Annotated in this window: 22 protein-coding genes; 9 read left to right on the top strand and 13 right to left on the bottom strand. The window is 72.2% G+C overall.

Annotation, left to right across the window (positions count from 1 at the left end; all coding sequences use genetic code 11):
* Window positions 1–69: 69 nt before the first annotated feature.
* Genes AB0C69_RS13445 through AB0C69_RS13435 form a run of 3 tightly spaced genes read right to left on the bottom strand, consistent with a single transcriptional unit; the run spans window position 70 to window position 3,290 of the window.
* Window positions 70–1,188: a PLP-dependent aspartate aminotransferase family protein gene (locus AB0C69_RS13445; protein ID WP_345182118.1), complete on the bottom strand. Its 1,119-nt coding sequence runs from the start codon at window positions 1,186–1,188 to the stop codon at window positions 70–72.
* A gap of 1 nt (window position 1,189) precedes the next feature.
* A complete protein-coding gene (locus AB0C69_RS13440) occupies window positions 1,190–2,500 on the bottom strand; it encodes a SufS family cysteine desulfurase (protein WP_353832325.1) in 1,311 nt (436 codons plus the stop codon).
* The gene (locus tag AB0C69_RS13435; protein ID WP_360353249.1) at window positions 2,493–3,290 is read right to left on the bottom strand and encodes a crotonobetainyl-CoA--carnitine CoA-transferase; all 798 of its coding nucleotides are present in this window, start codon (window positions 3,288–3,290) and stop codon (window positions 2,493–2,495) included. Before AB0C69_RS13435 ends, AB0C69_RS13440 begins: the two co-directional genes overlap by 8 nt.
* 226 nt (window positions 3,291–3,516) lie before the next feature.
* On the opposite strand from AB0C69_RS13435, the gene AB0C69_RS13430 reads away from it, so the two are divergent.
* The 3 genes from AB0C69_RS13430 to AB0C69_RS13420 all read left to right on the top strand — a co-directional run bounded on the left by AB0C69_RS13430 (window position 3,517) and on the right by AB0C69_RS13420 (window position 6,144).
* Window positions 3,517–4,869, top strand: a complete 1,353-nt coding sequence (locus AB0C69_RS13430; RefSeq protein WP_345182112.1) for a nucleotide sugar dehydrogenase — start codon at window positions 3,517–3,519, stop codon at window positions 4,867–4,869.
* An 81-nt stretch (window positions 4,870–4,950) separates the two neighbouring features.
* Window positions 4,951–5,859: an SUMF1/EgtB/PvdO family nonheme iron enzyme gene (locus AB0C69_RS13425; protein WP_360353246.1), complete on the top strand. Its 909-nt coding sequence runs from the start codon at window positions 4,951–4,953 to the stop codon at window positions 5,857–5,859.
* Between the two features lie 9 nt (window positions 5,860–5,868).
* Window positions 5,869–6,144, top strand: coding sequence for a MoaD/ThiS family protein (locus AB0C69_RS13420; protein WP_345182108.1), 276 nt, complete (start codon window positions 5,869–5,871; stop codon window positions 6,142–6,144).
* A 37-nt stretch (window positions 6,145–6,181) separates the two neighbouring features.
* Here the strand turns inward: AB0C69_RS13420 and AB0C69_RS13415 are convergent, their stop codons facing one another.
* The 3 genes from AB0C69_RS13415 to AB0C69_RS13405 form a co-directional block, all read right to left on the bottom strand.
* A complete protein-coding gene (locus AB0C69_RS13415) occupies window positions 6,182–7,330 on the bottom strand; it encodes a DegT/DnrJ/EryC1/StrS family aminotransferase (RefSeq protein WP_345182106.1) in 1,149 nt (382 codons plus the stop codon).
* 80 nt (window positions 7,331–7,410) lie between these two features.
* Complete coding sequence (locus tag AB0C69_RS13410) at window positions 7,411–8,610, bottom strand: macrolide family glycosyltransferase (protein ID WP_360353244.1); 1,200 nt, start codon at window positions 8,608–8,610, stop codon at window positions 7,411–7,413.
* A gap of 32 nt (window positions 8,611–8,642) precedes the next feature.
* Window positions 8,643–9,404: a class I SAM-dependent methyltransferase gene (locus AB0C69_RS13405; RefSeq protein ID WP_360353242.1), complete on the bottom strand. Its 762-nt coding sequence runs from the start codon at window positions 9,402–9,404 to the stop codon at window positions 8,643–8,645.
* A 129-nt stretch (window positions 9,405–9,533) separates the two neighbouring features.
* Here AB0C69_RS13405 and AB0C69_RS13400 point away from each other — a divergent pair, with 129 nt between their 5' ends.
* Window positions 9,534–10,538, top strand: coding sequence for a methyltransferase (locus AB0C69_RS13400; protein ID WP_360353240.1), 1,005 nt, complete (start codon window positions 9,534–9,536; stop codon window positions 10,536–10,538).
* A 12-nt stretch (window positions 10,539–10,550) separates the two neighbouring features.
* Here AB0C69_RS13400 and AB0C69_RS13395 read toward each other — a convergent pair whose 3' ends face one another.
* On the bottom strand, window positions 10,551–12,104 hold the full coding sequence (locus tag AB0C69_RS13395) for an ABC transporter substrate-binding protein (protein ID WP_360353238.1): 1,554 nt from the start codon (window positions 12,102–12,104) through the stop codon (window positions 10,551–10,553).
* Between the two features lie 486 nt (window positions 12,105–12,590).
* On the opposite strand from AB0C69_RS13395, the gene AB0C69_RS13390 reads away from it, so the two are divergent.
* From AB0C69_RS13390 to AB0C69_RS13380, 3 genes are read left to right on the top strand one after another with little or no spacing between them, the layout of a single operon-like run.
* Window positions 12,591–13,928 carry an aminotransferase class V-fold PLP-dependent enzyme gene (locus AB0C69_RS13390; RefSeq protein ID WP_345182095.1) on the top strand — a complete coding sequence of 446 codons (1,338 nt, stop codon included), beginning with the start codon at window positions 12,591–12,593 and terminating at the stop codon, window positions 13,926–13,928.
* On the top strand, window positions 13,925–15,697 hold the full coding sequence (locus AB0C69_RS13385) for an ABC transporter substrate-binding protein (protein ID WP_360353235.1): 1,773 nt from the start codon (window positions 13,925–13,927) through the stop codon (window positions 15,695–15,697). Before AB0C69_RS13390 ends, AB0C69_RS13385 begins: the two co-directional genes overlap by 4 nt.
* 39 nt (window positions 15,698–15,736) lie before the next feature.
* Window positions 15,737–16,975: a DUF885 domain-containing protein gene (locus tag AB0C69_RS13380; protein WP_360353233.1), complete on the top strand. Its 1,239-nt coding sequence runs from the start codon at window positions 15,737–15,739 to the stop codon at window positions 16,973–16,975.
* Here AB0C69_RS13380 and AB0C69_RS13375 read toward each other — a convergent pair.
* The 3 genes from AB0C69_RS13375 to AB0C69_RS13365 form a co-directional block, all read right to left on the bottom strand.
* Window positions 16,956–18,080: a nucleotide disphospho-sugar-binding domain-containing protein gene (locus AB0C69_RS13375; protein ID WP_360353231.1), complete on the bottom strand. Its 1,125-nt coding sequence runs from the start codon at window positions 18,078–18,080 to the stop codon at window positions 16,956–16,958. The two genes, AB0C69_RS13380 and AB0C69_RS13375, sit on opposite strands and share 20 nt — an antisense overlap.
* Before the next feature lie 162 nt (window positions 18,081–18,242).
* A complete protein-coding gene (locus AB0C69_RS13370; protein WP_360353229.1) occupies window positions 18,243–19,466 on the bottom strand; it encodes a cytochrome P450 in 1,224 nt (407 codons plus the stop codon).
* Between the two features lie 94 nt (window positions 19,467–19,560).
* A complete protein-coding gene (locus AB0C69_RS13365) occupies window positions 19,561–20,262 on the bottom strand; it encodes a DUF899 family protein (RefSeq protein ID WP_345182083.1) in 702 nt (233 codons plus the stop codon).
* Between the two features lie 342 nt (window positions 20,263–20,604).
* Between AB0C69_RS13365 and AB0C69_RS13360 the strand changes: the two genes are divergently transcribed.
* A complete protein-coding gene (locus AB0C69_RS13360) occupies window positions 20,605–21,276 on the top strand; it encodes a DNA alkylation repair protein (protein WP_345182081.1) in 672 nt (223 codons plus the stop codon).
* A 21-nt stretch (window positions 21,277–21,297) separates the two neighbouring features.
* Here the strand turns inward: AB0C69_RS13360 and AB0C69_RS13355 are convergent, their stop codons facing one another.
* From AB0C69_RS13355 to AB0C69_RS13345, 3 genes are read right to left on the bottom strand one after another with little or no spacing between them, the layout of a single operon-like run.
* Entirely contained in the window at window positions 21,298–21,954 is a 657-nt protein-coding gene (locus AB0C69_RS13355) for a hypothetical protein (RefSeq protein WP_345182079.1), read from the bottom strand.
* Window positions 21,941–22,993 carry an NAD-dependent epimerase/dehydratase family protein gene (locus AB0C69_RS13350; RefSeq protein ID WP_360353226.1) on the bottom strand — a complete coding sequence of 351 codons (1,053 nt, stop codon included), beginning with the start codon at window positions 22,991–22,993 and terminating at the stop codon, window positions 21,941–21,943. The genes AB0C69_RS13355 and AB0C69_RS13350 overlap by 14 nt, the downstream gene beginning before the upstream one ends.
* 52 nt (window positions 22,994–23,045) lie before the next feature.
* The gene (locus tag AB0C69_RS13345) at window positions 23,046–24,284 is read right to left on the bottom strand and encodes a macrolide family glycosyltransferase (RefSeq protein ID WP_360353224.1); all 1,239 of its coding nucleotides are present in this window, start codon (window positions 24,282–24,284) and stop codon (window positions 23,046–23,048) included.
* Window positions 24,285–24,467: 183 nt separating this feature from the next.
* Between AB0C69_RS13345 and AB0C69_RS13340 the strand changes: the two genes are divergently transcribed.
* Window positions 24,468–25,106, top strand: a 639-nt coding sequence (locus AB0C69_RS13340; RefSeq protein WP_360353222.1) for an ATP-binding cassette domain-containing protein, incomplete at its 3' end; no start/stop codon positions are given.

The following is a 25,106-nucleotide window of genomic DNA, read 5'->3' as shown; positions in this document are numbered from 1 at the left end:
AGCGGATCCCTCGCGTCGGCGAGCGTGCGGGCCTCGGCGATGAGCGCATCGAGGCCGTCCCTCCGCAGTTCAGAGCGCGTCCATCAGGTCCCGCACCAGGTCGGCGGGGTCCTCGATGCCCGCCGACACCCGAATGAGGTTGTCCGAGACGCCCAGCCGCCCCCGGACCTCGCGGGGGACGGAGGCGTGCGTCATCATGGCGGGGCACTCGATGAGCGAGCGCACGCCGCCGAGGCTGACCGCGCACGCGTACAGCCGCACCCGGTCCAGGAGCTTCTCCGGCTCGCCGAGGTACTCGAAGCTCAGGATCGACCCGGGCGCCGACATCTGCCGGGCCGCCACCTCGTGCTGCGGATGCTCGGGCAGCCCCGGATAGTGGACGGCGCCCACCCGCGCGCACCCGCGCAGCGCGGCGGCGATCTCCTCCGCGTTGGCGACCTGCCGGGCCGTGCGCAGCGAGAGCGTCTTGAGCCCGCGGTGCACCAGGAAGCAGTCGAAGCCGCCGGGCACGCTCCCCGTGGTGGTGCGGTGGGACGACAGCTCGCGGTGCAGGTCCTCGTCGTCGTAGACCAGGGCGCCGCCGATGACGTCGGAGTGGCCGGCGATCGACTTGGTGGTGCTGTACAGGGTGATGTCGGCGCCGAACCGCAGCGGCCGCTGCAGCGCCGGGCCGGCGAGGGTGTTGTCCACCACCACGCGGGCGCCGGCCCGCCGGGCCCGCTCGCACACCACCGCGAGGTCGGCGACCTTCAGGAGCGGGTTGGTCGGCGCCTCCACCCAGATCATGTCCACGTCGTCGCCGAGCGCCGCGTCGAGCGCGCGCGCGTCGGTGAGGTCGACGTGGTCCACGGCGATGCCGTGCCGGCCGAGCAGCGCGAACAGCGACCGGGTGCCGCCGTACACGTCGTCCGAGGCGATCAGCCTCCGGCCGGCGCGCAGCAGGGACAGCGCCGTGGTCCCCGCCGCCTGCCCGGAGGCGAAGGCGAGGGCGAAGCGCGCGTCCTCCAGGCCGGCGAGGCAGCGTTCGAGGGCCTCCCGCGTCGGGTTCTCGCCGCGCGAGTAGAAGTAGCGCAACGGGTCCTGGACCCGCCGCTCGAACGTGGCCGCGACATGGACGGGCGGCACCACGTCCCCGGTGACGCCGTCGGATTCCTGGCCGAGGTGGACCAGCCTTGTGTCGAAGCGCATGTCACAGGAAACGCGTGGTCGGGTGGTCGGCGGTCCAGGTGCCCGGCCGCACCGAGCGCAGGGCGCCGGCCACGACGTCGATCTCGTCGACGGTGTTGTAGACGGCGAACGACATCCGCACGGTCCCGAGCAGGCCCATCTCGTCCAGGAAGGTGCTGGCGCAGTGCACGCCGCTCCGCACGGCCACACCGTGGCGGTCCAGATGCCCGCCGACGTCGTAGGGGTGGATGCCGTCGACGACGAAGGACACGATCCCGCTCGGGGCCGCGGCCGGGTCGCCGACGACCCGCACGCCGTCGATCCGCCGCAGCGACTCGACCGCGTACCGCACCAGGGCCTCGTCATGCCGCCGCACGGCGTCCCAGCCGAGATCGCGGAGATACCGGAGCGCGGCGGCCAGGCCGACGGCTCCCGCGACGTTCGGGGTGCCCGCCTCGAACCGGGCGGGCACGGGGACGTAGCGGACGGGCTCGGTGTGGCTCACCCCCTTCACCGTCCCCCCGCCGACCTGGTACGGCGGCAGCTCCGCGAGCAGCTCCCGCCTGCCGTACAGCACCCCGGTGCCCATCGGGCCGTAGGCCTTGTGCCCCGAGAAGCAGTAGAAGTCGGCGTCGAGACCGCGCACGTCCACCGGCGCGTGCGGCACCGCCTGGGCTCCGTCCACGACGACCGGGACACCGCGCCGGTGCGCCTCGGCGATCATCGCGCGCACTGGGTTGACGGTGCCCAGCACGTTGGACACGTGGGCGACGGCGGCGATCCGGACGCGGGGCCCGAGGACGGCGGCGAAGGCCGCGGCGTCGACGGCGCCCCGCTCGTCCACGGGGGCCACGACCAGCTCCGCCCCCGCCCGCTCGCAGAGCCGCCGCCACGGCAGCAGGTTGGAGTTGTGCTCCATGCCGGTGACGACGACCTGGTCCCCCCGGCCGACGAGCCCGGCGCCGAAGCCGTCCGCGATCATGTTCACCGCGTCCGTGGTGCCCCGGGTGAACACGATCTCGTCGGCGTGCTCGGCGCCGAGCGCCTGCCGCACGGTCTCGCGCGCCTCCTCGTAGCGGTCGGTGGAGGCCATGCTCAGCCGGTAGTACCCGCGGCCCACGTTGCTGTTCGCCGTCGAGTAGTAGTCGACGATCGCGTCGAGGACCGCCCGCGGCTTCTGCGCCGTCGCGGCGTTGTCCAGGTAGACCAGCGGCCCGCCGCCGCCCTGCGCGGTCGCCAGGATCGGGAAGTCGTCCCTGATGGATCTGGGAAGGAGATCCTGGTCCGCGAACCGTACGGGAGGTCCCCCCGCTTGCGGCATCAGGTCAGTCATCCGGACTCCTCTCAAGCTGGAAAAGGCTCGTGAACGCGTCGAGGAATCGCACCGGGAACGCGAAGACCTTCTGCTCCGGGTACGGGCGGCGGGCCGGCGGCACGTGGCCGGGTTCGCCGGGTCCCGGCAGCCTGCCCGCGCCGTCCAGGAGGTGCGGGCCGTAGAAGAACCAGCAGATCTGACCGATCTGCTCGGTGAACAGGATCGGATGCACGTCCCGCGAGTACGTGTGCATGTGGCAGAAGGCCGCGAGGAACTCGCCCTTGGGGCCGAACCCGTTGCCGAGCATCACGTGCCCGAAGATGTCGTGCACGGCCCGGAACAGGTCGTTGTGGCAGAACTCCACCCCGTCGACCACGATGCCCGACGGCCCGGACAGCGGGTGGTCGCCGGCGGCCGGCGACGGCCCGTGGCCCGCGCTGGTCAGGTAGACGTGGAGCCGCCCGGTCCGGTGCACGCTCTCGCGCAGGTCTCGTGATCCCCTGTACGGCTGCCCCTCTCCGAGCCACGGGGCGATCTCGATGCCCGCCTCGACGATCGACCGGAACTGCCGGAGGTTCTGGCGCTTCAACTGGTCGTAGCGCCGGCGCAGCTCCGCGTCGCCGCCGCGCAGCGGCGCGCGGTCGTAGTACGCCGCCACGGCCCGGCAGTAGTCCTCGTCCAGCCGGACGGCGGTCCGGGCCAGCCGGGCGATCGAGGGGCCGCGCCCGCCCGCGGGGGCCCACTGGTCGGCATGGCGCTGTGCCAGCGAGGACAGGTCGACGCCGGCGGGGCGTTCCTCGGTCACCATCTCCCGTTCCGGAGGTCACGAGCGCGAGGTCACTCACTTAACTATCATATAGCAAGTGATCGGACGACTCCAACGACCGCATCCGGAAGCGCCCCGGAGAACAGGCAGTCGGTGCCCGTGCGGACCGGTGCTCCCGCAGGCCAGCCCGGGACATCATCACTTCAGTAATATATTGTAACTATGCCCGGCAGCGCCGAAGGCGCGGAGAACGGCGAGGAAGGCGGCCATGGAATTCTTGTCAGATTCTCCGAGCCCGCGGATCGCGATCCTGGGGTTCGGCTACATCGGCACGTGCCTCGGGACGGCGCTCGCCGAGCGCGGCATGACCGTCGTCGGCGTCGACAGCGACGCGCCGATGATCGCCGGGCTGCGGGCCGGCCGGTGCGCGATCCCCGAGCCCGGACTCGCCGAGGCGCTGGCCCCGCTGGTCGCGAGCGGGCGGCTGGCGTGCACGACCGACTACGACGTCCTGGCGGACGCCGACGTCGTGCTCATCACGGTCGGCACGCCCGTCGACGGGAACGGCGCCCTGGTGACCGCGCAACTGGAGGAGGCGTGCCGGCAGCTCGCGCCCCGCCTGCGCGCCGGCCAGCTGGTCATCCTGAAGAGCACCGTCGCCCCCGGGACCACGCGCACGCTGGTCGTTCCGCTGCTGGAGAGCGGCGGCCTGGCCGAGGGCCGGGACTTCGGACTCGCCTACTGCCCGGAGCGGCTGGCCGAGGGGGACGCGCTGGCCCAGCTGCGCGAACTGGCGGTCGTCGTCGGCGGGTGCGGCCCCGGCGTCACGGCGGCGGCGGCGCGGTTCTGGAAGGCGGCGCTGGGCGTGCCCGTCCGGATCGTGCCCACGGCCGACATCGCCGAGATCGTCAAACTGGCCGGCAACTGGTGGATCGACGCGAACGTCGCGATGGCCAACGAGCTCGCCCGGTTCTGCGCGCTGTTCGAGGTCGACGTGATGGAGGTGATCGCCGCTGCGAACTCGCTCCCGAAGGGGGACGGGCGGGTCAACATCCTGAGGCCCGGCACGGGCGTCGGCGGGCCGTGCCTGACCAAGGACCCCTGGATGACCTGGCGCACCGCCCGCGACCGGGGCGTCCGGCTGCGGACGGTGGAGACGGCGCGGCACGTCAACGACGCCATGCCCGAATACGCCTACGAGGTCATCAGGGACGGCCTGGCCAAATTGGGCAAGGACCTGGCGTCGGCGAGGATCGCCGTCCTCGGCGCCGCCTTCAAGAACGACACCGGCGACCTGCGCAACACCCCGGCGAGGGGGGTGGTCCGGGCCCTCCAGGCGGCCGGCGCGGAGGTCCGGGTCTTCGACCCCCTCGCCGACCGGGAGCGGATCCGGGCGGAGGTGGGCGGCTCCCCCGCCGACGACCTCGACCAGGCGGTCGAGGGCGCCGACTCCGTCGCCTTCCTCGCCGGGCACCGGGGGTTCCACGGCATCGACCTGGAGAGGCTGCGGCGGCTGGTCGCGATGCCGTGCCTGGTCTTCGACGGGCGCATGCACTATCCGGCGGAGACGATCCAGCGGCTCCGCGACCTCGGGTTCGGCTACCGCGGGATCGGGCGGTGAGCCGTGACGCGAGCGGCGCCCAAGTGCTATATGTTTATATAGTTTCTGCTCGACGAGAACCCTGATCTACGGGATGGCGCTGTGGCAGACCACGAGGCGGCGTTGCGCGGCGGGGCTTCGGCCGGGGAGGCGGTCCTCATCGAGGGAGCGTCCTTCCGGCTCGGATCGCCCGAGTGGGTGCTCGACTGGCTGGCCGAACAGGACCAGCCCTTCCCCACGCCCTGGTTCCGCGACGAGACCCCGCAGACGCTCGTGGAGGTCGCGCCGTTCCTGATCGACCGCCACCCGGTCACCTCCGGCCGGTACGCGGCCTTCGTGGAGGCCACCGGGTACCGGACGGTCGCCGAGCGCCGCGGCTGGAGCCTGGTCTACGGCGCCGACTACTGGCAGAGCACGCCCGGCGCGTCCTGGCGCCGTCCGGCGGGGCGGGACTCCGGGTACGTCCCGCCGGACGATCACCCCGCCGTCCACATCGCGGTCGAGGACGCCGAGGCCTTCGCCGCGTGGGCGGGCGCACGGCTGCCGACGGAGGCGGAGTGGGAACTGGCCGCGCGCGGCCCCGGGTACCGGCTGTGGCCGTGGGGCGACGAGTGGTCCCGCGAGTGGACCAACACCACCGAACTGCGGCTGGGCGACGCCGCCCGCAGCGCCGCCGAATGGCGCGCGTGGTGGAAGGAGCTCCAGAACGACCAGGGCCCGATCCCCCTGACCACCCCGGTCGGCAGTTTCAGCCCGCACGGCGACAGCCCCTACGGGGTGGCGGACATGGCGGGCAACGTCTACGAGTGGACGGCCTCGCCGAGCCGGCTCTACGGCCCGTCCCCCGACTGCGACGAGTCGCTGCTGAGCGTGATGGGCCGGTTCCGCGTCATCCGCGGCGGCTCGTGGATGAACCTGCGCTTCCAGGCCCGCACCAGCGAGCGCCTGCACGGCGACCCCACCGGATGGGCCTGCTTCGCCAGTGGTTTCCGATGCGTCCGCGACCTGTGAGGATGCCCCATGCCCCACCTCATCGTCCCCGGCAGCTGGCACAACGTGACCTCCGGCAAGGTGCGCTCGGAGCTGCCCGCGGCCAACCTGAGCGAGCTCCTGCGGACGTTCGTGCGCTCGCACCCGGAGGCCGGCTACCGGCTCTACTCCCCCGCCGGCGACCTGCTGCCCTACCACCTGTTCCTCGTCGACGGCGAGCAGGTGCCCCGCACGACGCCGCCGGACGACGTCGAGCTGGCGCCCGGCAGCCGCGTCGAGATCATTCCGCCGCTGGCGGGAGGCTAGGCCTCCCGCCCGGCCCGGACCGCCGCGGCCGCGGCGGTCACCAGCCCGACCTGATCGTGTCCGCGATGTGGGCGCGCTCCTCCTCCGACAGCCACCAGCCGACGGGAACGTAGACCACGCGGTCGTGCACGCCGTCCAGGCCCGGCAGCTCCTCCCGGGCCGCGGCGACGCAGCTGTGGGCGTCGTTGCGCCGGGAGATGACGCTCGTCATGATCCCGGCGTCGGCCATCTTCCGCATGAAGGACGTGCGGTCCGCCACCTTCAGCGGGTACGCCCAGAACGAGGGCTCCCGGTCGTCGGCCCGCTCGGTGTGCTCGACGCCCGCGATCCCCGACAGCTCCTTGTCGTAGAAGGCGGCGTTCCGGCGCGTCCGCGCGAGCAGCCCGTCGACGATCTCCAGATTGGACAGCCCGATCGCGGCGGAGATGTCGTTCATCGGGAAGCGGTAGCCCCACTCGGCGACGTCGTAGTCGCCGTGCACCCGGTCGGCCTGCCGCTCGATGCCGAGCCAGCGGCGCAGCCGGGCCCGCCGGTGCAGGTCGTCGTCGGGGAGCACGATCAGCCCCCCGCTCCCGGCAGTGAGGATCTTGATGGCGCCGAAGCTGTACACGCAGACGTTCCCGTGGTTGCCGAGCGGCGCCCCCCGGTAGGTCGCGCCCCACGCCTGCGCGCAGTCCTCGATCACCACGGGGCGGAACCCGTGGGCCTCCTCGGCCCGGTCGACGATCTCGCGCAGCCGGTTCAGGTCCACCGGGTAGCCCAGCCAGTGGACGACGACGATCGCGCGGGTGGCCGGTGAGATCTTCGCGGCGAGGTCGTCCAGGTCGATCGTCAGCGTGCCCGGATCGACGTCGACCCAGCGCACGCGCAGCCCGTGGGCCAGGATCGGCCAGTTCGTCGCCTCGAAGGTCAGCGGCGTGCTCAGCACCTCGCCCGGCCCGCCGGCACCGCCGGAGGGCTGGGCCGTCGCGGGGAACCGGTCGGGGTCGGCCACCATGCTGAGCGCGAGGTGGAGACCGGAGGTGCCGCAGTTGACCGCGAGGACGCGCGGGTTGCCGAGGCGCAGCGCCAGGGCCTTCTCGAACTCGGCCACCTTGGGTCCGTGCTCCAGGCGGCCGCTGTCGAGCACCTCGGAGATCCGGCCGAGCGCGTCCGGCGCCATCGCGACCTTGAACAGCGGAATCATCGCGGACTCCCTCTCTTCGGGACGGCGCCCGGCCGTATTTAGTACCTAATTTTAAAGTTAAGGTGCGGCCTTCGTCCCGGTCAACGCTCCCGTGCGAGATAGGCCTCGAGCACGTCGGCGGCGCGGGCGGCGCCGCCGGCCCGGGCCGCGTGCTCGCGCATGCGGAGCACCCGCTCCAGCGCGGCCCGGTCGCCCGCCAGGTCCTCCACCGCCTCGCGCAGCCGCGCGCCGGTGAACTCCGCCGCGGGGACCACCGTCCCGAGCCCGAGCTCGCCCACCCGCCGGGCCATCGGCTTGACGTCGAACGTGAACGGCACGACGACCATGGGCCGCCCCGCGGTCAGCGCGTCCATCACGGCTCCGATGCCCCCGTGGGTGACGAGCAGGCGCGCGTGTTCGAGCACGGCGGGAAGGGAGACCCAGCGGTGCGCCTCGACGTTCGGGGGCAGCGGGCCGAGATCGCCCGCCCCGACCCGGTCCCCCAGGGCCATCACCACGTGCCAGGGCGTGCCCGCGAACGCCTCCGCGCACTGCCGGTAGAAGTCGGGATGGTCGTTGAAGGTCGTCCCCAGCGAGATCAGCACCACCGGCGAGCCGTCCTCCGGGGGCCGCCACGTGCCGGGCCGGTCCTCTCGCGCCGCCGAGCGCCCGACGAACGCGAACCGCTCGTCGAAGGCGTCCTGCGCGATCTGGAACTCGCGCGGGATGAGGACCAGGTTGAGGTCCTCGACGCGTTCGGCGAACTCCCCCGCCCGGTCCCGCAGGCCGAACCCGGCGAGGAGATCGGCCAGCCGCGCGTCGACGACGTCCCGCGTGCGCTCGTCGACGCCGCCGGTCTCCTCGATCATCTCCCGCGAGTAGGAGTAGACGTGGTTGGAGGCGAAGCCCGGGTTGATCCGGCACGCGGGGCGCTTCCAGACGGCCGCCAGCGCCTGGCCGGCGATGATCGGCACCTCCCCGTACAGCACCAGGTCCGGCGCGTCCTCGCCGTAGTGCGCGTGCGCCGCCCGCAGGATCGCCTCGTTCTCCGCGAGGTACAGCAGGTGCGGCCGGGCGGGGTCGTCGTCCGCGAACGCCTCGGCCGCGCCGGAGGCCCCCGACGCGTAGGGGATCGCCGTCGCGCCGGCCCGCTCGACCATCCCGGCGTACTCCGGCGACGTCACGTAACCGACGTCGTGGCCGCGCCGGACCAGCTCCGACACCACGGGAAGGGTGGGAAGCACGCTGCCGTGGTTGGCGACGTTGACAAGGGCGATTCGGTGGGCCGCTGCGCTCCGCATGGCGGTAGCATCAAGCGTTAACTATATGAAAGTCAAGCATGACGGACGGGTTCGGCCGCTTCCCCCACGCGGACTCCGACGAAGAGGCCGGGGCTGTTCGGGCGGCCGTCGGCCAGCGAGAAGCCGGGCACGAACTCGACGGAGCAGCCGGCCCGCTCGAAGGCGGCCTCGTACCGCTCCTTGGGGAGCAGGTATTTCACGACCACCTCGGTGAACTCCCGGAACCCGGACGAGTCCACGATCATGAACCGGATCTCCACCCGGCTCTTGTCCCCGTGCCTCGCCGAGTGCGTCATCCGCGAGACCACCCGCCCGTCCTCCCGGAACAGATGCCCGGCGGCGTGCCCGTCGAGGAAGTTGTCAGGGAAGTACCACGGCTCGACGATGAGGACCCCGCCCGGAGCGAGGTGCGCCGACATCCTGGCGACCGAGCCGGCCATCTGCTCGGGCGAGTCGGCTTCGGCGAGGCCGCTGCCCATGCAGGTCACGACGTCGAAGGTCCGGTGGAGCTCGAAGTCCCGCATGTCGCCGGGATGCACCGCGACGCCGGGCAGCCGCCCCCGCGCGACCTCCCGCATGGCGGGCGAGTGGTCGAGTCCTTCCACGTGGTCGAAGTGCTTGGCGAGGTTCTCCAGATGGGCTCCGGTGCCGCACGCGACGTCGAGCAGGGACCGCGCTCCCGGCAGCCTGGACCGGACCAGGCGGTTCAGCCCCTCGGCCTCCGCCTCGAAGTCCTTCCCGCGGCTGAGGAACACGGGATCGTAGAGTTCGGCGTGCGCCGCTCCGTAGCCCATCGGTGCGTCTCCTGGCGTCAACCTTGATCCACCCCCGTTGCACGCGACCCAAGTTACTTTATATTCATAGAGTAACTCTCTGGCGAGGACGGACCACGGCGGGCTGCCGTCGGAAGGGAGCAGAGGCCGATGGACGCGCAGCAGTCCGCGCTCTTCCTGTTCGAGGAGGCGATGGGGTTCACCTACTCGGCCGCGCTGCGCGCGGCGGCCGAACTCGGCGTGGCCGACCACCTGGCCGAAGGCCCGCGCACGACGGCCGAGCTCGCCGCCGCCACCGGGACGGGGCAGGGCGCGCTGTACCGGATCCTGCGCCTGCTCGCGGCGCGGGACGTGGTCCACGAGGACGAGCCGGGGCGGTTCCGGCTGACCGCGAGGGGCGACGCGCTGCGCGCCGGCGCGCCGATGTCCGCCCGCGCGGGGATCCTGATGTTCACCGACCGGATGTTCTGGTCCGTCGCCCACGAGGCCGCGACCGTCGCCCGGGACGAGGCGACGACGTTCGAGCAGCTCTTCGGCACGACGATCGGCGGCTACTTCGCGGAGAACCCCGACACCGAGGCGCTCTTCTACGACGGCATGGCGACGGTCTCCGAGGCCGAGAACGCCCTCGTCGCCGGGAGCTACGCGTTCCCCTCGACGGGCACGGTCGTCGACGTCGGCGGCGGGAAGGGCGGGTTCCTCCGCGCCGTGCTGCGCGAGAACCCGGGGCTGCACGGCGTCCTGCTCGACCGGGAGGAGCACGTGCTCGGCCACCACCTGCTGGGCGGCGACGACATCGCCGGCCGCTGGCAGATCACCGACGGGGACTTCTTCGCCTCCGTCCCCACCGGCGACGTCTACCTGATCAAGCGGATCCTGCACAACTGGGACGACGAGAAGTGCGTGGCGATCCTGCGCAACTGCCGCCGGGCGATGAAGCCCGACGGGCGGGTCCTCGCCGTCGACGCGATCGTCCCGGCCGGCAACGAGGCCCACCAGAGCAAGCCGATGGACTTCATGATGCTCGCGGCGCGCACCGGGCGGGAGCGCACCGAGGCGGAACTGCACCCGCTGTTCGAGGCCGCCGGCCTGCGCCTCGCCCGCGTCGTGCCCACCGCCTCGGTCATGTCGATCGCCGAGGGCGTGCCGCGCTGACCGCCCCCCTCGTCAGTCGGGCGGGTCCAGCCAGATGCAGGCCGCGTCGAGCCAGCGGTCCACCTGCGGCAGCGGCAGGCCGTTGCGCACGCGCGCGCTGGTCATGTGGGGGATGGTCGGCTCGCACGCCAGGACGGGCACGATCGCGACGTCCTCGATGACCTGCCGGTCGATCCGGTGCCACAGCTCCTCCGCCCGCGCCGGGTCCTGTTCCGACAGGGCCTCCTCGATGAGGCGGTCGACCTCGGGGTTGCGGTAGCCGCCGTAGTTGCTGGTGCCGGCGGCGAAGTTGGACTGGAACATCGGCTGGACGTAGGCACGGCCGTTGTTGCCGAACCAGTCGGGCGTCCACGCGGCCGCCGTGATGTCCCACTCGCCGGCCTCGGCCATGGCCGGGTTCTGCAGGAACCGGTAGTACTCGTCGGGCTGGCTGATCAACCGCAGTTCGACCGTGAACCCGGCCTTCTCCAGGTCGGCGGCGTAGTACCGGGCGATGTCGGCGTGGGGGGCGTCGGCGCGGTAGAGGGCCCTGAGGGTGAGGCCGTCGGGGTACCCGGCCTCGGCGAGCAGCGCCCGCGCCTTCGCCGGATCGCCGTGGTCGCCCGGCGTGGGATAGCGGTCGTACTCGCGGTGCCCGAAGTTGCCCGGAGGGATCGCCGTGTGCGCCGTCTGGGTCACCGTCCCGAGGTCCATGTCGTCGAGCAGCCTGACCATGGAGGCCTTGTCGACGGCGTACGCGACGGCTCTGCGCACCCTGACGTCGCGCAGCGCCCCGCCCTCGTTCGGGCTCTTCATGTTGAACACCAGGTACGGGTTCATCGCGTATCCGAGATGCCGGTCCGCGTCCGGGGGGCGGCGGTCCTCGCTGATGACCGGCGCGCCCCACGAGAGGTCGGCCTCCCCGCTCCGGATCGCCTCCCGCACCCGGTCGTCGTCGACGCGCGCCATCCGCACGTCCAGGCCGTCGACGTACTGGTGCCGCAGCGGGTCGGTGTCCTGCCGCCACACCGGGTTCCGCTCCATCGTCAGGAAGCGGCCGTTCTCGTAGCCGGTGAGGCGGTACGGGCCGTTGGAGCGGATGTTGGCGATGAACTCATCACTGTCCGGGATGAACTGGTCATACTCGCGCGGCGCGGCGGACGCGAACATCATCGACAGCAGGTTCAGCAGGTCGTTGGCGGGGCGGACGAGCTCGACGACCAGGGTGCGGTCGCCGTCGGCCCGCAACCCGGCGATCTCGTGCGCGTTCTGGTAACCGGCCAGGTCGGCGGCCGACGGGGTCCGTCCGGCGAACTCCCGCCGGTAGCCCTCGGCGAACTCGGCCATCCCCCTGATCGTGCTCGTGTAGTAGGCGATCGCCCCCGCCCCGGCCACCGGGTTGCACATCCGCTTGAAGCCGCGCACGAAGTCCTCCGCGGTCACCTCGCGCGGCGGGTCGGTGTCCCACATGACGCCCGGGCGCAGGCGGATCCGGTACACGAACCCGTCCGGGCTCATCCCGCCGTTGGCGACCGTCGGCGCCTCCGCGGCGACATCGGGGACCGGGGTCAGGGCGCTCTCGTCCACGGCCGTCGGATAGCCGAACAACTGCCGGGCGAACAGCCTGATGATCTGATGCGAAAAGGCGTAATAGGCGCAGGCCGGATCGACATGGTCCATTCCGCCCGGTCCGAAGTAGCGGAGAGTACCGCCGTAACGAGGCTCCACACCGATCACCCTCCCTGCGCGTCACCGGGCCCCGCCGCCGCGGCCGGCGCCCCACCTGTCCCACGCCGGAGATTACCATCGTTTCTTAAAGCACAATAGCGACGCCATCCCCTCGCTCGCGCCTCTCCCGGCTCCCCTCGACCAGGCCGGCCGCCCTCCCCGGCACCTCTCGATCCTTGCACCCACCTCTGCCCACGGCAGCCATCGCCCACCCGGACGAAGCCCGGCGCGGGCTCCGGGGACGGCGGACGGAATGCCCTCATCCGGGGCCCATTGGCCGAGTAACTTCAAAAACATATTGTATTGTGAGGGCGACTGGTCATCCGCACGTGGAGGGGGTCACTCGTGACACAGTCCGTGAAGCCCGGCGAGCGCAGCGTCCCGGACCCGGCCGGGACGGCGAACGGCGGATCGCCGCGGCGGCTCCGCGACGCGCCATGGGAGAGCATCCGCGAGATGTTCGCCCTCGATCCGACCACCATCCACCTCAACACCGGCACCGTCGGCGCGATGCCGTACGAGGTGCTCGACACGATGGACCGGGTCACCCGCGAGTGGACCGGCGGGCTCGCCGACGTCTACAAGCCGTCCGGCTACTACGAGCACCGCGCCCTCATCGGCCGGGCGTTCGGCGTCGACCAGGACGAGATCGTGATCTGCCACAACGCCACCGAGGGCGTCGCCCGGATCATCCAGGGGCTCGACCTCCACGAGGGCGACGAGGTGGTCACCACGAGCCACGAGTGCTACTCGGTGCTCTCGAACTTCAACCTCGTCCGGAACCGGTACGGCCTGACGATCAAGACGCTGACCATGCCGACCGGCTACGGCGTCACGGCCGACGAGATCGTCGATCTCTTCGAGGCGGCCATCACCCCCCGCACCAAGGTGCTCGCGTTCGCCGGGATCACCCTGTTCACCGGCACGATGATGCCGATGCGCAGGCTGTGCGAGCTGGCGCAGCGGCACGGCCTGACCACCGTGATCGACGGCGCGCTGCTGCCCGGCCTCGTGAACCTCGACATGCGGGCGCTCGGCGCCGACTTCATCGCGTGCTCGGGGTCGAAGTTCCAGTGCGGCCCGCTGGGCACCGGCATCCTCTACCTCCGCAACAAGGTCTTCCCGGAGTACAACCCGCTTCCGCTGCCGACGTTCTGGCCGGTGATCTCCACCTGGTACCCGATGATCGGCAGTCCCCCGCCGCGGACGAGGACGTCGGTCGAGAGCGACGACACCGCCCTGTACGTCCAGAGCGCCGGCAGCGCCAGCATCGCCCGCGGCGCCGCGCTGGCGCGGGCCTGCGAGATCTGGGACGAGATCGGCCGGGACCGCATCGAGAAGCGGGCGATGGAGCTCGGCGACCACGCCCGGGGGCGCCTCGTGGAGGCCTTCGGCAAGGAGTCGATCTTCTCTCCCGGCGAGGACCCGCTGCTGAAGTCCCCGCTCATCGCCTTCAACCCGTTCCGCGACCCCGAGGCCGCCTGGAACATCAAGAAGTTCACCGCGTTCACCGACCGGCTGGAGCGGGAGCACCGCATCTGGATCCGCTGGACCGAGTTCGACGTCCCGGGCTCGCCGCACCAGCACTACGCGGCGCGGGTCTGCACCCACCTGTTCAACACCCGCGAGGAGATCGACCGGGCCATCGGCATCATGGCCCGCCTCGGCGAGGAGATGTCATGACCGTGTCCGAGCAGCGCGCGGACGCCCGCTGGAGCGAGGACCTGCCGCGGCCCGGCGGGACGCTCCGCCTCCACGGCCCGGCCCCCGTCCACCGCCTCGACCCCTCGGCCTCCCACCAGGCGCCCGCCGACCAGGTCGTCAGGCTGTTCGCCCGGCAGCTGTTCGGCTACGTCCCCGCGCCGGACCTGCGCGACTGGCGGGCCATCGCCCCCGCGCCCGACCTCGCGACCGACGTCCCGTCCACCTACAACACCGGGATGGGCGCGCGGCACACGAACTACGTGATCCACCTGCGCCGCGGCGTGTTCTGGGACACCGCGCCCGCCCGGGAGGTCACGGCGCACGACGTCGTGCGCGGGCTGAAGCGGCTGGCCAACCCGCTCACGAGGCCCGCCGCCCTGCCCTACTTCACCAGCACGATCAGGGGCATGGCGCGGTACTGCGAGGACTACGCCGCGGCGATCCGCCGCGACGACCCGACCGCCGAGGAACTGGCCGCCTTCCAGAACTCCCACGACATCCCCGGCGTGCTCGTCCTGGACGACGAGTCGCTGGTCATCGAGCTCATGCGGCCGGCCATCGACTTCGCCGCCATCATGGCCCTGCCGTGCGCGTCGCCCGCCCCGGTCGAGTACGACGCGTTCGTGCCCGGCAGCCCGGAACTGCACCGCAACCTCCGGAGCAACGGGCCGTACCGGCCGGTCCGTCTGGTTCCGGGCCGCGAGCTGCGGCTCGAACCCAACCCCGCCTGGCGGCAGGAGTCCGATCCGCTCCGGCGCCGGCACCTGGACGCCATCGAGATCACGGTCGGGAACGCGGAGCCCGAACACGTCGCCGCGCGGATCGCGTCGGGCGCGGCCGACCTGCCCTGGGGCGTGCGGGTCGCCGAGCTGCACGACGCCGAGCCGGGCGATCCGGGCGACGGCCTCGGCCTCTCCCTCGACCCGTACCTCGTCTTCAACGTCGAGAGCCCCAGCGCGGGCGGCGCGCTGGCCGACGTCCGGGTGCGCCGGGCGCTCTCGTACGCGATCGACAAGGCGGCGATCGCCGACCTGTACCGGCGGTCCGGCAGCGGTGCGCTGGTGCGGATCGCCGGCTCCGTCGTGCCGCCGGGCAACGACGCGCACCAGGAGCTCGACCTCTACGCGACCCCCGGGAGCCGGGGGGACGCGGCCAGGTGCCGGGCGCTGCTCGCCGAGGCGGGCCACGGCAGCGGCCTGGCGCTCACCGCCGTCCATCTCGACACCGGCCTGGACGCCGCGGTCGCGCGGTCGTACGCCGCCGACCTGGAGAAGGCCGGCGTCACCGTCCGGCTGGTGGCGCTCGACCACGACGCCCGGGACGCCCTTCTCGGGGATCCGCGGCGCGCGGCGGCGGGCGCGTGGGACCTCGCGGCCGCGTCGTGGTCGCCGGACTGGTACCCCGCCAACGGCCGGGTCTTCCTGCAGCCGATGTTCCAGTCGGGCGACTCCCGCAACGCCGCGAACCGCGGCCGCTACCGCCGTCCGGAGGTCGACCGCCTGATCGAGCGGGCACTCGCCACGATCGAGGAGCCGGCGCGGTCGACCGCGGCCTGGAACCAGGCCGAGCGGACGGTGCTGGAGGACGCCGCGGTCGTGCCCGTCCTGTTCCAGCGGCCGGCCGTCCCGGGCCTGCGCGGCCCGCGGGTGCGGGGCGCGGTCCCGATGCCGGCGTTCGGCCACGCCTACGACCTCGCCGGCGTCTGGCTCGACCCGCCGGACGACCCGCCGGGCACCCCCGCGGGATGACGGCGGCGGACCGCACGGCGGCGATCCAGGGAGCGCGGTATGCGTGAAGAGGTGGTGACCGAGTACCTCAGCCTCGGGCTGCGGTTCGGCCGGCTCGCCGACGGGTTCGTCGACTCCTGGTACGGCGACCCGGAGCTGGCCCGCCGGGTGGACGCCGAGCCCAGGCCCGACGCGTCCGGGCTGGCCGCCCGGTCGGCCCGGCTGCTGGCCGCGCTCCCGGACAGCGGCCTCGCCGAGCCGCGGCGCCGGTTCCTGTCCGCGCAGCTCGCCGCGCTGAACTGCGCGGCCCGCCGGATGGCCGGGGAGGAGATCCCGTTCCGGGACGAGGTCCGGACGTACTTCGAGGTCGACATCGAACCCGGCGACCCCGACCGCTACGCGGAGATCCACGACGCGATCGGCGCGCTGCTGCCCGGCTCCGGGGACCTGCGTGCCCGGACCGCGGCGTTCTACGAGCGCAACGCCGTCCCCCCGGACCGGCTGGCTCGGGCCGTCCAGGCGGTGTCCGGCGAGCTGCGCGCCATGACCCGCACGGTGTTCGGCCTGCCGGAGCAGGAGAGCGTCGAGTACGTGGTCGTGCACGACAAGCCCTGGAACGCCTTCAACCGCTACCTCGGCGGTTTCCGCTCCAGGGTGGAGCTCAACGCGGAGGCGGGCCGCACCGTCGCCGCCCTGCCGCTGCTGGCGATCCACGAGGCCTACCCTGGGCACCACACCGAGCACTGCCGCAAGGAGGCCGGTCTGGTCGGCGGCGCCGGCCACGACGAGCACCTGATCTCGCTGGTCAACACCCCGCAGTGCCTGATGGCCGAGGGGACCGCGGAGATGGCCGACGCGGCGGTGCCGGGCCCGGGCTGGGGCCGCTGGACCGCCGACATCCTGGCCGGCGAGGGCGTCCGGGTCGAGGGCGAGCTGGTGGAGGAGATCCTGCGGCTGATCCGGCTGCTGATGCCCGCCCGCCAGGACGCGGCCATCATGCTCCACGACCGCGGAGCCGACGCCGACGAGGTCACCGGCTATCTGGAACGATGGCTCCTGGTGCCTCCGGACCACGCCCGGCGGATGACGCGGTTCCTCACCGACCCGCTCTGGCGCGCCTACTCGGTGACGTACATCGAGGGCCCGCGGCTGGTGGGCGCGTGGCTCGGCGCCGAAACGGGCCGGACGTCCCTCGTCGAGCGCTACCAGAGGCTTCTCGACGAGCCGCTGCTGCCGTCCGACCTCCGCGCGGACCTGGAACCCGCGAACCCTCCGGGCCTCAGAACAGGTGCTCGATGATGCGCTGGGCGGTGGCGGCGGGGGTGGGCAGCGTCGCCATCTCCCGCTGAACCTCCGCGGTGGCGGCGCGCACGCCCTCGTCGGTCATCAGCCGGGTCAGCAGGTCGGCGTCGACGTCCTCGCGTTCGCTCACGAACCCGATGCCCCGCTTCCGCACCGCCTCCAGGGTCGTGTGCTGGAACAGGTCCCTGGGGTCGGGCGTGATGAGCTGCGGGATGCCGGCGTCGATCGCGGTCAGGGCCGTCCCCCCGCCGCCGTGGTGGACGATGGCGGTGCACGTGCCCAGCAGGAAGTGCAGCGGGATCCAGCCGACGGAGCTGACGTTGTCCGGCAGCGGGCCGAGCGAGCCGATGTCGACCCCGCCGAGCGCCAGCACGAACTCCGCGTCGACGCCCGAGGCCGCGTCGATGATCGTGCGCATGGTCCCGGTGCCCAGCATCTGGAGCTCGACCGTCCCCATGCTCACGGCGATCCGCGGCCGCCCGGAGGGCTGGGGCAGCCGGTCTCCGACGACCGATCCTCCGCTGTGCGGCAGCCAGCGCATGAACCATCCCTCGGGCTGCTCGCCGGCCAGCATGCTGGGCGGGAACTCCTCGATGGTGACGGCCGGCTTGGAGATGGACACGCCGTACCGCTCGCAGACGTCGGGCAGGTAGGCCTCGGCGGCCTCGTGCATGCCCCGGGTGCGCCAGGCGCTCACGTTCCGCTGCACGGCGGGCGCCCCGGCGCGGGCCGCCGCGAACAGGCCGGCGGTGGTGCCCTGGTCGTAGACCACCAGGTCCGGGCCCCAGTCGTCGGCCAGCGCCACCATGCCGTCGATCAGGGGACGGTTGATCGCGGCGAACCCGGGCCCCCACTCGTCGAGGTTGATCGCCGGCTTGGTCGCGACCGTCCGGACGAACTCGGGGTGCTCGCGGGCCAGCCGCTCGTTGACGGCCTCCATGCTGAAGCCGGGCGCGGCGTCGACGATCTCCACACCGGAGCCCGCCGCGCCCTCGGTGGGCCCCGCGAGCGTGGCGATCACCTCGTGGCCCGCCGTACGGAACGCCCAGGCGAGGTGGACGAGCGGGAAGAAGTGTCCGAGACCTGGGTGAGAACAGAACATCACGCGCATATCCGGAAGATCCCTTCTACCCGGTGCCCCCGTCCGCGACGGGACCGGACGGCACCCGGGATCGGGAGCCGCGGCACGCGGACTTCACTATATGAACTTAAACTACGATCTTCGCTCGTTCAATATCCGCGGCGGTACGGAGGCGGTGGCCGCTCACCAGGTGACCGGGAGCTCGCGCACCCCGTAGATGTTCGCCTTCTCCTTGAACGACAGCGCGCCGAACGGGACCGCCAGCCGCAGGCCCGGCAGGCGCCGGAAGAGGGCGTCGAACACGACCTGCAGCTCCATCCGCGCGAGGCGGTGCCCGAGGCACCGGTGCCGGCCGGCGCCGAACGCCAGGTGCCGCCCGCCGCCGCGCCCGACGTCGAACTCGTCCGGCCGCTCGAACACCTCCGGATCGCGGTTGGCGGCCGGGCCCAGCACCACCACGCCCTCCCCCGCCCGCACCGTGACGCCGCCGACCTCGACGTCGGCCAGCGCCGTGCGCGCGGTCGAGGCGTTGACGACCGTCAGGTACCGCAGCAGCTCGTCGACGGCGAGCGGCGTCCTGGCGGGGTCGGCGAGCATCGAGGCGAGCTGGTCGGGATGCTCCAGCAGGGTCAGGGCGCCGAGCGCGATCATGTCGGCGGTGGTGGAGTGCCCGGCGACGAGCAGCACGAACGCCATGCTCACGACCGCCTCGCGGTCGGCCGCGCCCTCCCGGCGCCCCTGGACGATGAGGCGGCCGAGGAGGTCGTCGGGCGGGTCGCGCTCCTTGTCCGCCACCAGCTCGGCCAGCAGGGACCGGATCTCGTGCGCCGCCCGGGTGCGCTCCGCGGCCGGGATGGCGTGGCTGAACATCCGCCCGGTGCGCTCCTCGAAGTGGCCGTGCGCGGAGTAGGGCACCCCGAGAAGCTCGCAGATCACCAGCGACGGGACCGGGACCGCGAGCTCGCGCACCAGGTCGACCGGGCGCGGGGCGGCCGCCATCAGCTCCAGCCGCCGGTCGACGATCTCCTGGACGCGCGGGCGCAGCGCCTCCGTCCGCGCGGGGGAGAACTCGGCGCGGACGGACCGCCGGGCGGCGGTGTGCTCGGGCGGGTCCATCCAGTTCATCGGCGGCCGGAAGCCGCGGAAGGACGCCTGCCGCTCCTCCTCGGTGACGGGGGCGAACCGGGGGAAGCCCTCGCGGCGGCGGTCGACGCTCATCCTCGGATCGCTGAGGACCTTCCGCGCGTCCTCGTGCCGCGCGACCAGCCAGGCCGAGTTCCCGCCGGCCATGCGGGCGCGGACCGCGCGCCCCGCCGACAGCAGCCGCTCGTACTCCGGCGGCAGGCCGAACGGGCACGCGCGCGGGACGGGGAAGACGCCGGCGTCGGCCGCGGGCTGACTCGTCATCGGGACCCCCGATCAGCTCGGTACTATGAAAATATATACCGAGTCGACCCCCGGGGGCCGGGAGCGTTCCGATCGACCGGCGGCGCGCCGGGGCTCAGCCGCGCCCGGCGTAGGCGTTTCCGGCGTACCAGTCGCCGCGGCCGCCGGGCAGCAGGTCGAGCACGTTCCACACCGGGGAGAGCAGGTCGATGCCGCGCTGGGCGCCGTCGAGGAAGTCGGCCGGAAGCGTGTAGAAGTGGTGGACCCGCCCGTCCTCGCGGACCAGGACGCTGATCATGGGCCGCTGCGCCCCGTCCGGGCGCTCGGCGTGCATGTCGGCGTTGAACGACGTGCCGTGGCTGGACAGGACGCGCACGGCGTCCCATCCTCTCCGCCGCGCCCAGGCGCGCAGCTTCGGCAGGGGCGCCTTGCCGACGACGGCGAAGGCGGTGTGCTGCGCCAGGTGCGCGGCGACGCCGTTGAAGCCGTCCACCCACATCGAGCACATCGGACACGCCGCCTCGTCGTCGGGGTGGAACATGAGGTGGTAGACGACGAGGGTCTCGCGGTCGCCGAACAGGTCGCGCAGCGACACCGAACCGGTCGGCTCGTCCTTCTCGAGATCCGCCGGCCCCTCGGTGAAGGTGTAGTCACCGAGCTCGGCGCCCCGGGGCATCCGGCGCCGGGCGGCGGCGACCTCCTCGACCCGGTCGCGCAGCCGCCTTTCGGCCTTCGCCAGTTCGATCCGCGCGTCGATGTACTCCCGGCTCGTCCCGACCGGCCACATCGGTGCGATCTCCGGCTCGTCGTCGCTCATCACTGGCCCCTTCGAGTCCGTGGGCGGCATGGGTCAATTCGATATCGGACTCTACGATAATGAACCCGCCGGCGTGCGCGGTTCGGCCCCATCCGGCGGGCGCGGCGGTCGGGGAGCACGCGCCGCCTCGGCCGCCTCGCCGTTCCGAAAACGGCATTAGATCAGCAGATACGCCGCGATTCACCGCATAGCAACTGGTCCGCATAATGAAGACGAAATCACTCTCCACGAGGTCCGGGAGAGTTGAAGGGAAACACGGCGCATGTTAAGCTCGTTATTGCGACAATTGTCAACTATGCCGATATTCTCAGACGCTCGCGATTCGAGGCACAGGAGGTTGGGATGGCCGGGACCGCGGTGGCCGACGTGATGGCCGAGCTGGCCGAGCTGGAGGACCCCAAGGCGCGCGAGGTGAACGAGAAGCGCGGCGACGACCACGGCGTGAACCTCAGCAAGCTGCGCGCGCTCGCGAAACGGCTGAAGACGCAGCAGGACCTCGCGCGCGGGCTCTGGAAGACCGGCGACAGTTCGGCGCGGCTGCTCGCGACCCTGGTCTGCCGCCCCAAGGAGTTCGAGCGCGACGAACTCGACGCCATGCTGCGCGAGGCGCGCACCCCGAAGGTGCACGACTGGCTCGTGAACTACGTGGTGAAGAAGAGCCCGCACTCCGAGGACCTGCGCCTGGCGTGGCTCGACGACGCGGATCCGGTGATCGCGAGCGCCGGCTGGGCGCTGACCACCGAGCGCGTGATGCGCAAGCCCGACGGCCTCGACCTCGGCAAGCTGCTCGACACCATCGAGGCGGAGATGAAGGGCGCCCCGGACCGCCTGCAGTGGGCGATGAACGACTGCCTGGGCAACATCGGGATCAAGCACGAGGAGCACCGCGCCCGCGCGATCGAGATCGGCGAGCGCCTGGAGGTGCTCAAGGACTACCCCACTCCGCCGAACTGCACGTCTCCGTACGTGCCCATCTGGATCAGCGAAGTGGTGGGCAAGAAGAAGGCGAAGTAGGGAGTCCGCGCGCCGGCCCGCTCAGGCGGCGAGGACCGCCGACAGTTCCAGAGGACGGATCGCGCGCGCGGGGAAGTCGCAGTACCAGAGTCTGCGACCGTCCCACGTCAGCCCGGTGGGGCGGCCCGGGACGGGCAGGGCCCCCAGGTGCTCCCCGGTCTTCGGGTCCATGGCGCGGAGCACGGCGTCGTCGAAGTCGCCGTAGACGACCACCCCGTCGGCGTACGTGAGCCCGGAGGGCGACTCCCCCGCCGCCGGGAACTCCCGCAGAACGGTCATGGTGTCGTAGTCGCGGACCTGCACCACCGTCGGACCGCGTAGGCACATGTACATGCCCTCCGGCCCGTGCTCGATTCCGGTCAGCCTGCCGCTCGCGGGGAGCACCTCCTTCTCCCCCGTGATCCGGCCGTCCTCGGGATCGATCAGGACGATCCGCTTCGGGCGGCCGCCGACCTGGCACAGCCGGGCGCCGTCGAAGGCCAGGTCCGCCCGCACCTTGTCGCAGGCGAACGTCCTGCTCACCCCGCCGGTCGCCGGGTCGATCGCGAAGATCTTCTCCGCGTCCTGGTCCGAATGCCACAGCAGGGCGCCGTCCCAGGTCAGCCCGCACATATAGGCGGCGGGAGCGGGCAGGGCGCCGGTGCCCGCGGCCGTCGCCGCCGTCTCACCCGATGTCATGTCCCCTCGCTTTCCGGCCGTCCGCGGCCGTCGTGACGCCTGTGGGTACCAGCCCCCGCCGGGGCGCGCCCGCGACGGCGTCCAGCCACCACGGGCTCTCCCTCGCCCAGGCGATCGTCCTTGCGAGGCCCGCCCGCAGCGGGGTGCGGGCGCGCCAGCCGAGCATCTCCCTGGCCTTCCCGACGTCCGGGACGCGCCGGGGAATGTCCTCGTAGGCGCTGCCGAGCGCCGAGTCCGTGCTCACGCGGATCGGGGCGAACTCCGTCCCGCCCAGCCGGGTCACCAGCCGGACGGCGTCGGCCACGGAGGTCTCGCGGTCGCTGCCGACGTTGAAGCACTGGCCGTCGGCGATCTCCCGGGCGCCGACCCGCAGCGTGGCGTCCACCGCGTCCTCGACGAAGGTGAAGCAGCGCGTCTGGGCGCCGTCGTCGTACAGCAGCGGGGGCAGCCCGCGCATCACCCGGTGGACGGTCTTGCTGATCACGTACGCCGGGCGCTGCCGCGGCCCGTAGACGTTGAAGTACCGCACGACCGAGGCGCGCAGGCCCCGGTGGCGGGCGTAGGCGACGACCATGTGCTCGGCGACGGCCTTGCTCGCCGAGTAGGACCACCGGTCGGCGGCGACGCTGCCCAGCACCCGGTCCGCGTCCTCCGACCAGGGGACGGCGGGATTCTTGCCGTAGATCTCGCTGGTGCTGGAGACCACGACCTTCACGCCGGCGGCTGAGGCCGCGCGCAGCACGTTGCGGGTGCCGGAGACCGCGACGTCGATCACTTCGAGCGGGTCGTCGAGGTACTGGTCGACCCCGACGAGCGCGCAGAGGTGGTAGACGGTGTGCACGTCCGGGCCGATGGCGCCGGCGAGGGCCCGCTCGTCGCGGATGTCGGCCCTGACGTGGCGGACGGAGGCCCCGCCGCAGTCGAGGTCGGGCGGCGGCGCCGCGGGGTCGTAGACGACGACGTCCTCGCCCTGGCGCGCGAGGCGTTCCACGAGGTGGCTGCCGATGAAGCCACAACCGCCGGTGACCACGACCGCCATCGGTCCTCCGCCCTTCGCCACGGCCGCCCCGCACGGGGCGGCCATCGTCGTGTCAGCGGACGGCGCCGAACGCGCCGCCCGACCGGGTTCCGGCCCGCCGCGCGTACGAGTCGATCGCCTCCGCGGCCCGGGCGGCGCCCCCGGCGTCGCGGGCCTCCGCGCGCATCCGCGCGATCCGCCGGCGGACGCCGTCGTCGGCGACCAGGTTCTCCACCGCCGGGACGAGGCCGCCGCCGTCGACCTGCTCGGGCCGGAGCACATGGCCCAGGCCGAGCTCGACGGACCGCTCGGCGAACGGCCTGGCCTCGACCGCGTACTCGGTGAAGAAGAGCATCGGGCAGCCCCAGTGGACGGCCTCCATGGTCGCGCCGACGGTTCCCTGCAGGATGAAAGCCTTCGCGTGGCGAAGGACCTCCATGAAAGAGATGTACTGGTGGACCTCGACGTTGGGCGGCAACGGCTCCAGCGCCTTAGGGTCGGTGCCGTCGCCCGTCACCAGGACGACATGCCACGGCGTGCCCGCGAACGCCTGCGCGCAACTGCGGAAGAATTCCGGATGCCCGTTGAACGTCGAGCCCAGGGAAACGAGGAGCACGTTCGCGTCCTCGCGGGGAGGGCGCCATCCCGGCCGCAGCCGCCCCTGCGAGAAGCTCGGTCCGACGAAGACGAAACGGTCGTCGAAAGTGTCGCTCTTCACCTGGAACGACCGCGGCAGGAAGATGACGTTCAGATCCTCGATCGCGTTCCAGAACTCCGTCGGGGAACGGTCGATGCGATATTCCGGCAGAAGCTCGGACAACATCCTCTGGAAGGTCTCGGTCTCGACGATGGGCCGGTGCCCGTGCACCGCGCTGAGCGCCTCCCACACCGAATAGTGCTCGTTCGAGGCGAAGCCTCCGTTGATGCAGACGGCCGGCCGCTGCCACCTGGCGGCCAGCAGGCGCCCGGCGATCAGGGGGAAGATGTCGTAGACGACCAGGTCCGGCGGATCGTCGTCCAGGGCGCTCTCCGCCGCCCGGAGCATCGCGAGGTTCTCGTTGACGAAGGCGCTCACCGTCAGCGCCTCGGCGTCCTCCTGCTCGACGATCTCCGGCAGGTCGACGCCGTCCTCGAAGATCGACCGGTGTCGGATCTGCCGGGCCCCGACCTCCGCGAGGTCGTCGGCGTAGTCGCCGGAGGTCACGAAACTGAGCCGGTGCCCCTGGGCGGAGAGTTCGTCGAGGACGCCGTAGGTCGGGCGGATGTGCCCGGACCCGCCGGTGACGGCGAAAAGGATGTGGTGTGGTCGCATCACGATTCCCCGGATCGGGCGAGATGAGCCATGAAAACGGACACTACTATGGTTTTTTCAAGTTAGCAAGAGAGTGATCACCCGGCACGCGCGCGCCGTACGGCCCAGTCCTTAGGCATTGACTTATATAAGCTGCTGCTTTAGGATGAGCTCGATCTTCTGGTGGCGACGGGAGGCACAACCGTGGGATCGAATTCGACCCTCGCTGTCGAGACGTCCGGGCTGGTCAGGACCTTCGGCGAGACCCGGGCGGTGGACGGCGTCGACCTGGCCGTCCCCACCGGCATCGTCCACAGCCTGCTGGGGCCGAACGGCGCCGGCAAGACCACGTTCCTCCGGATCCTGACGACGCTGCTGCGTCCGACGGAGGGCACGGCCAGGGTGCTCGGCCACGACGTGGTCCGGGAGGCCGACGCGGTCCGGTCGCGCGTGAGCGTCACGGGCCAGTCCACCTCGATCGACGAGGACCTCACCGGGAGGGAGAACCTCGCGATGGTGGGGCGGCTGCTCGGGCACCGGGGTGCCGCGGCGCGGCAGCGGGCCGACGACCTGGTGGACGCCTTCGAGCTGTCGGAGGTGGCGGACCGGCCGGTGAAGACCTGCTCCGGCGGCGAGCGGCGGCGGATCGACATCGCCGCCAGCATCATCGTCACGCCGGACCTGCTCTTCCTGGACGAGCCGACCACGGGCCTCGACCCCCGGGCGCGCAACCAGGTGTGGGTCCATCTACCGCATGACGTGGAACTGGGCGGCGGCGAGCGGCCCCGGCCTGGCCCTGCAGCTCGGCGGCACATGGACCGACGGCACCGGCATGACGGAGAA

Origin of the sequence: Actinomadura sp. NPDC048032 (assembly GCF_040653175.1) — a bacterium.
In the GTDB taxonomy this organism is placed as follows: domain Bacteria; phylum Actinomycetota; class Actinomycetes; order Streptosporangiales; family Streptosporangiaceae; genus Spirillospora; species Spirillospora verrucosospora.
This window is presented reverse-complemented; position numbering and strand designations above follow the sequence as displayed.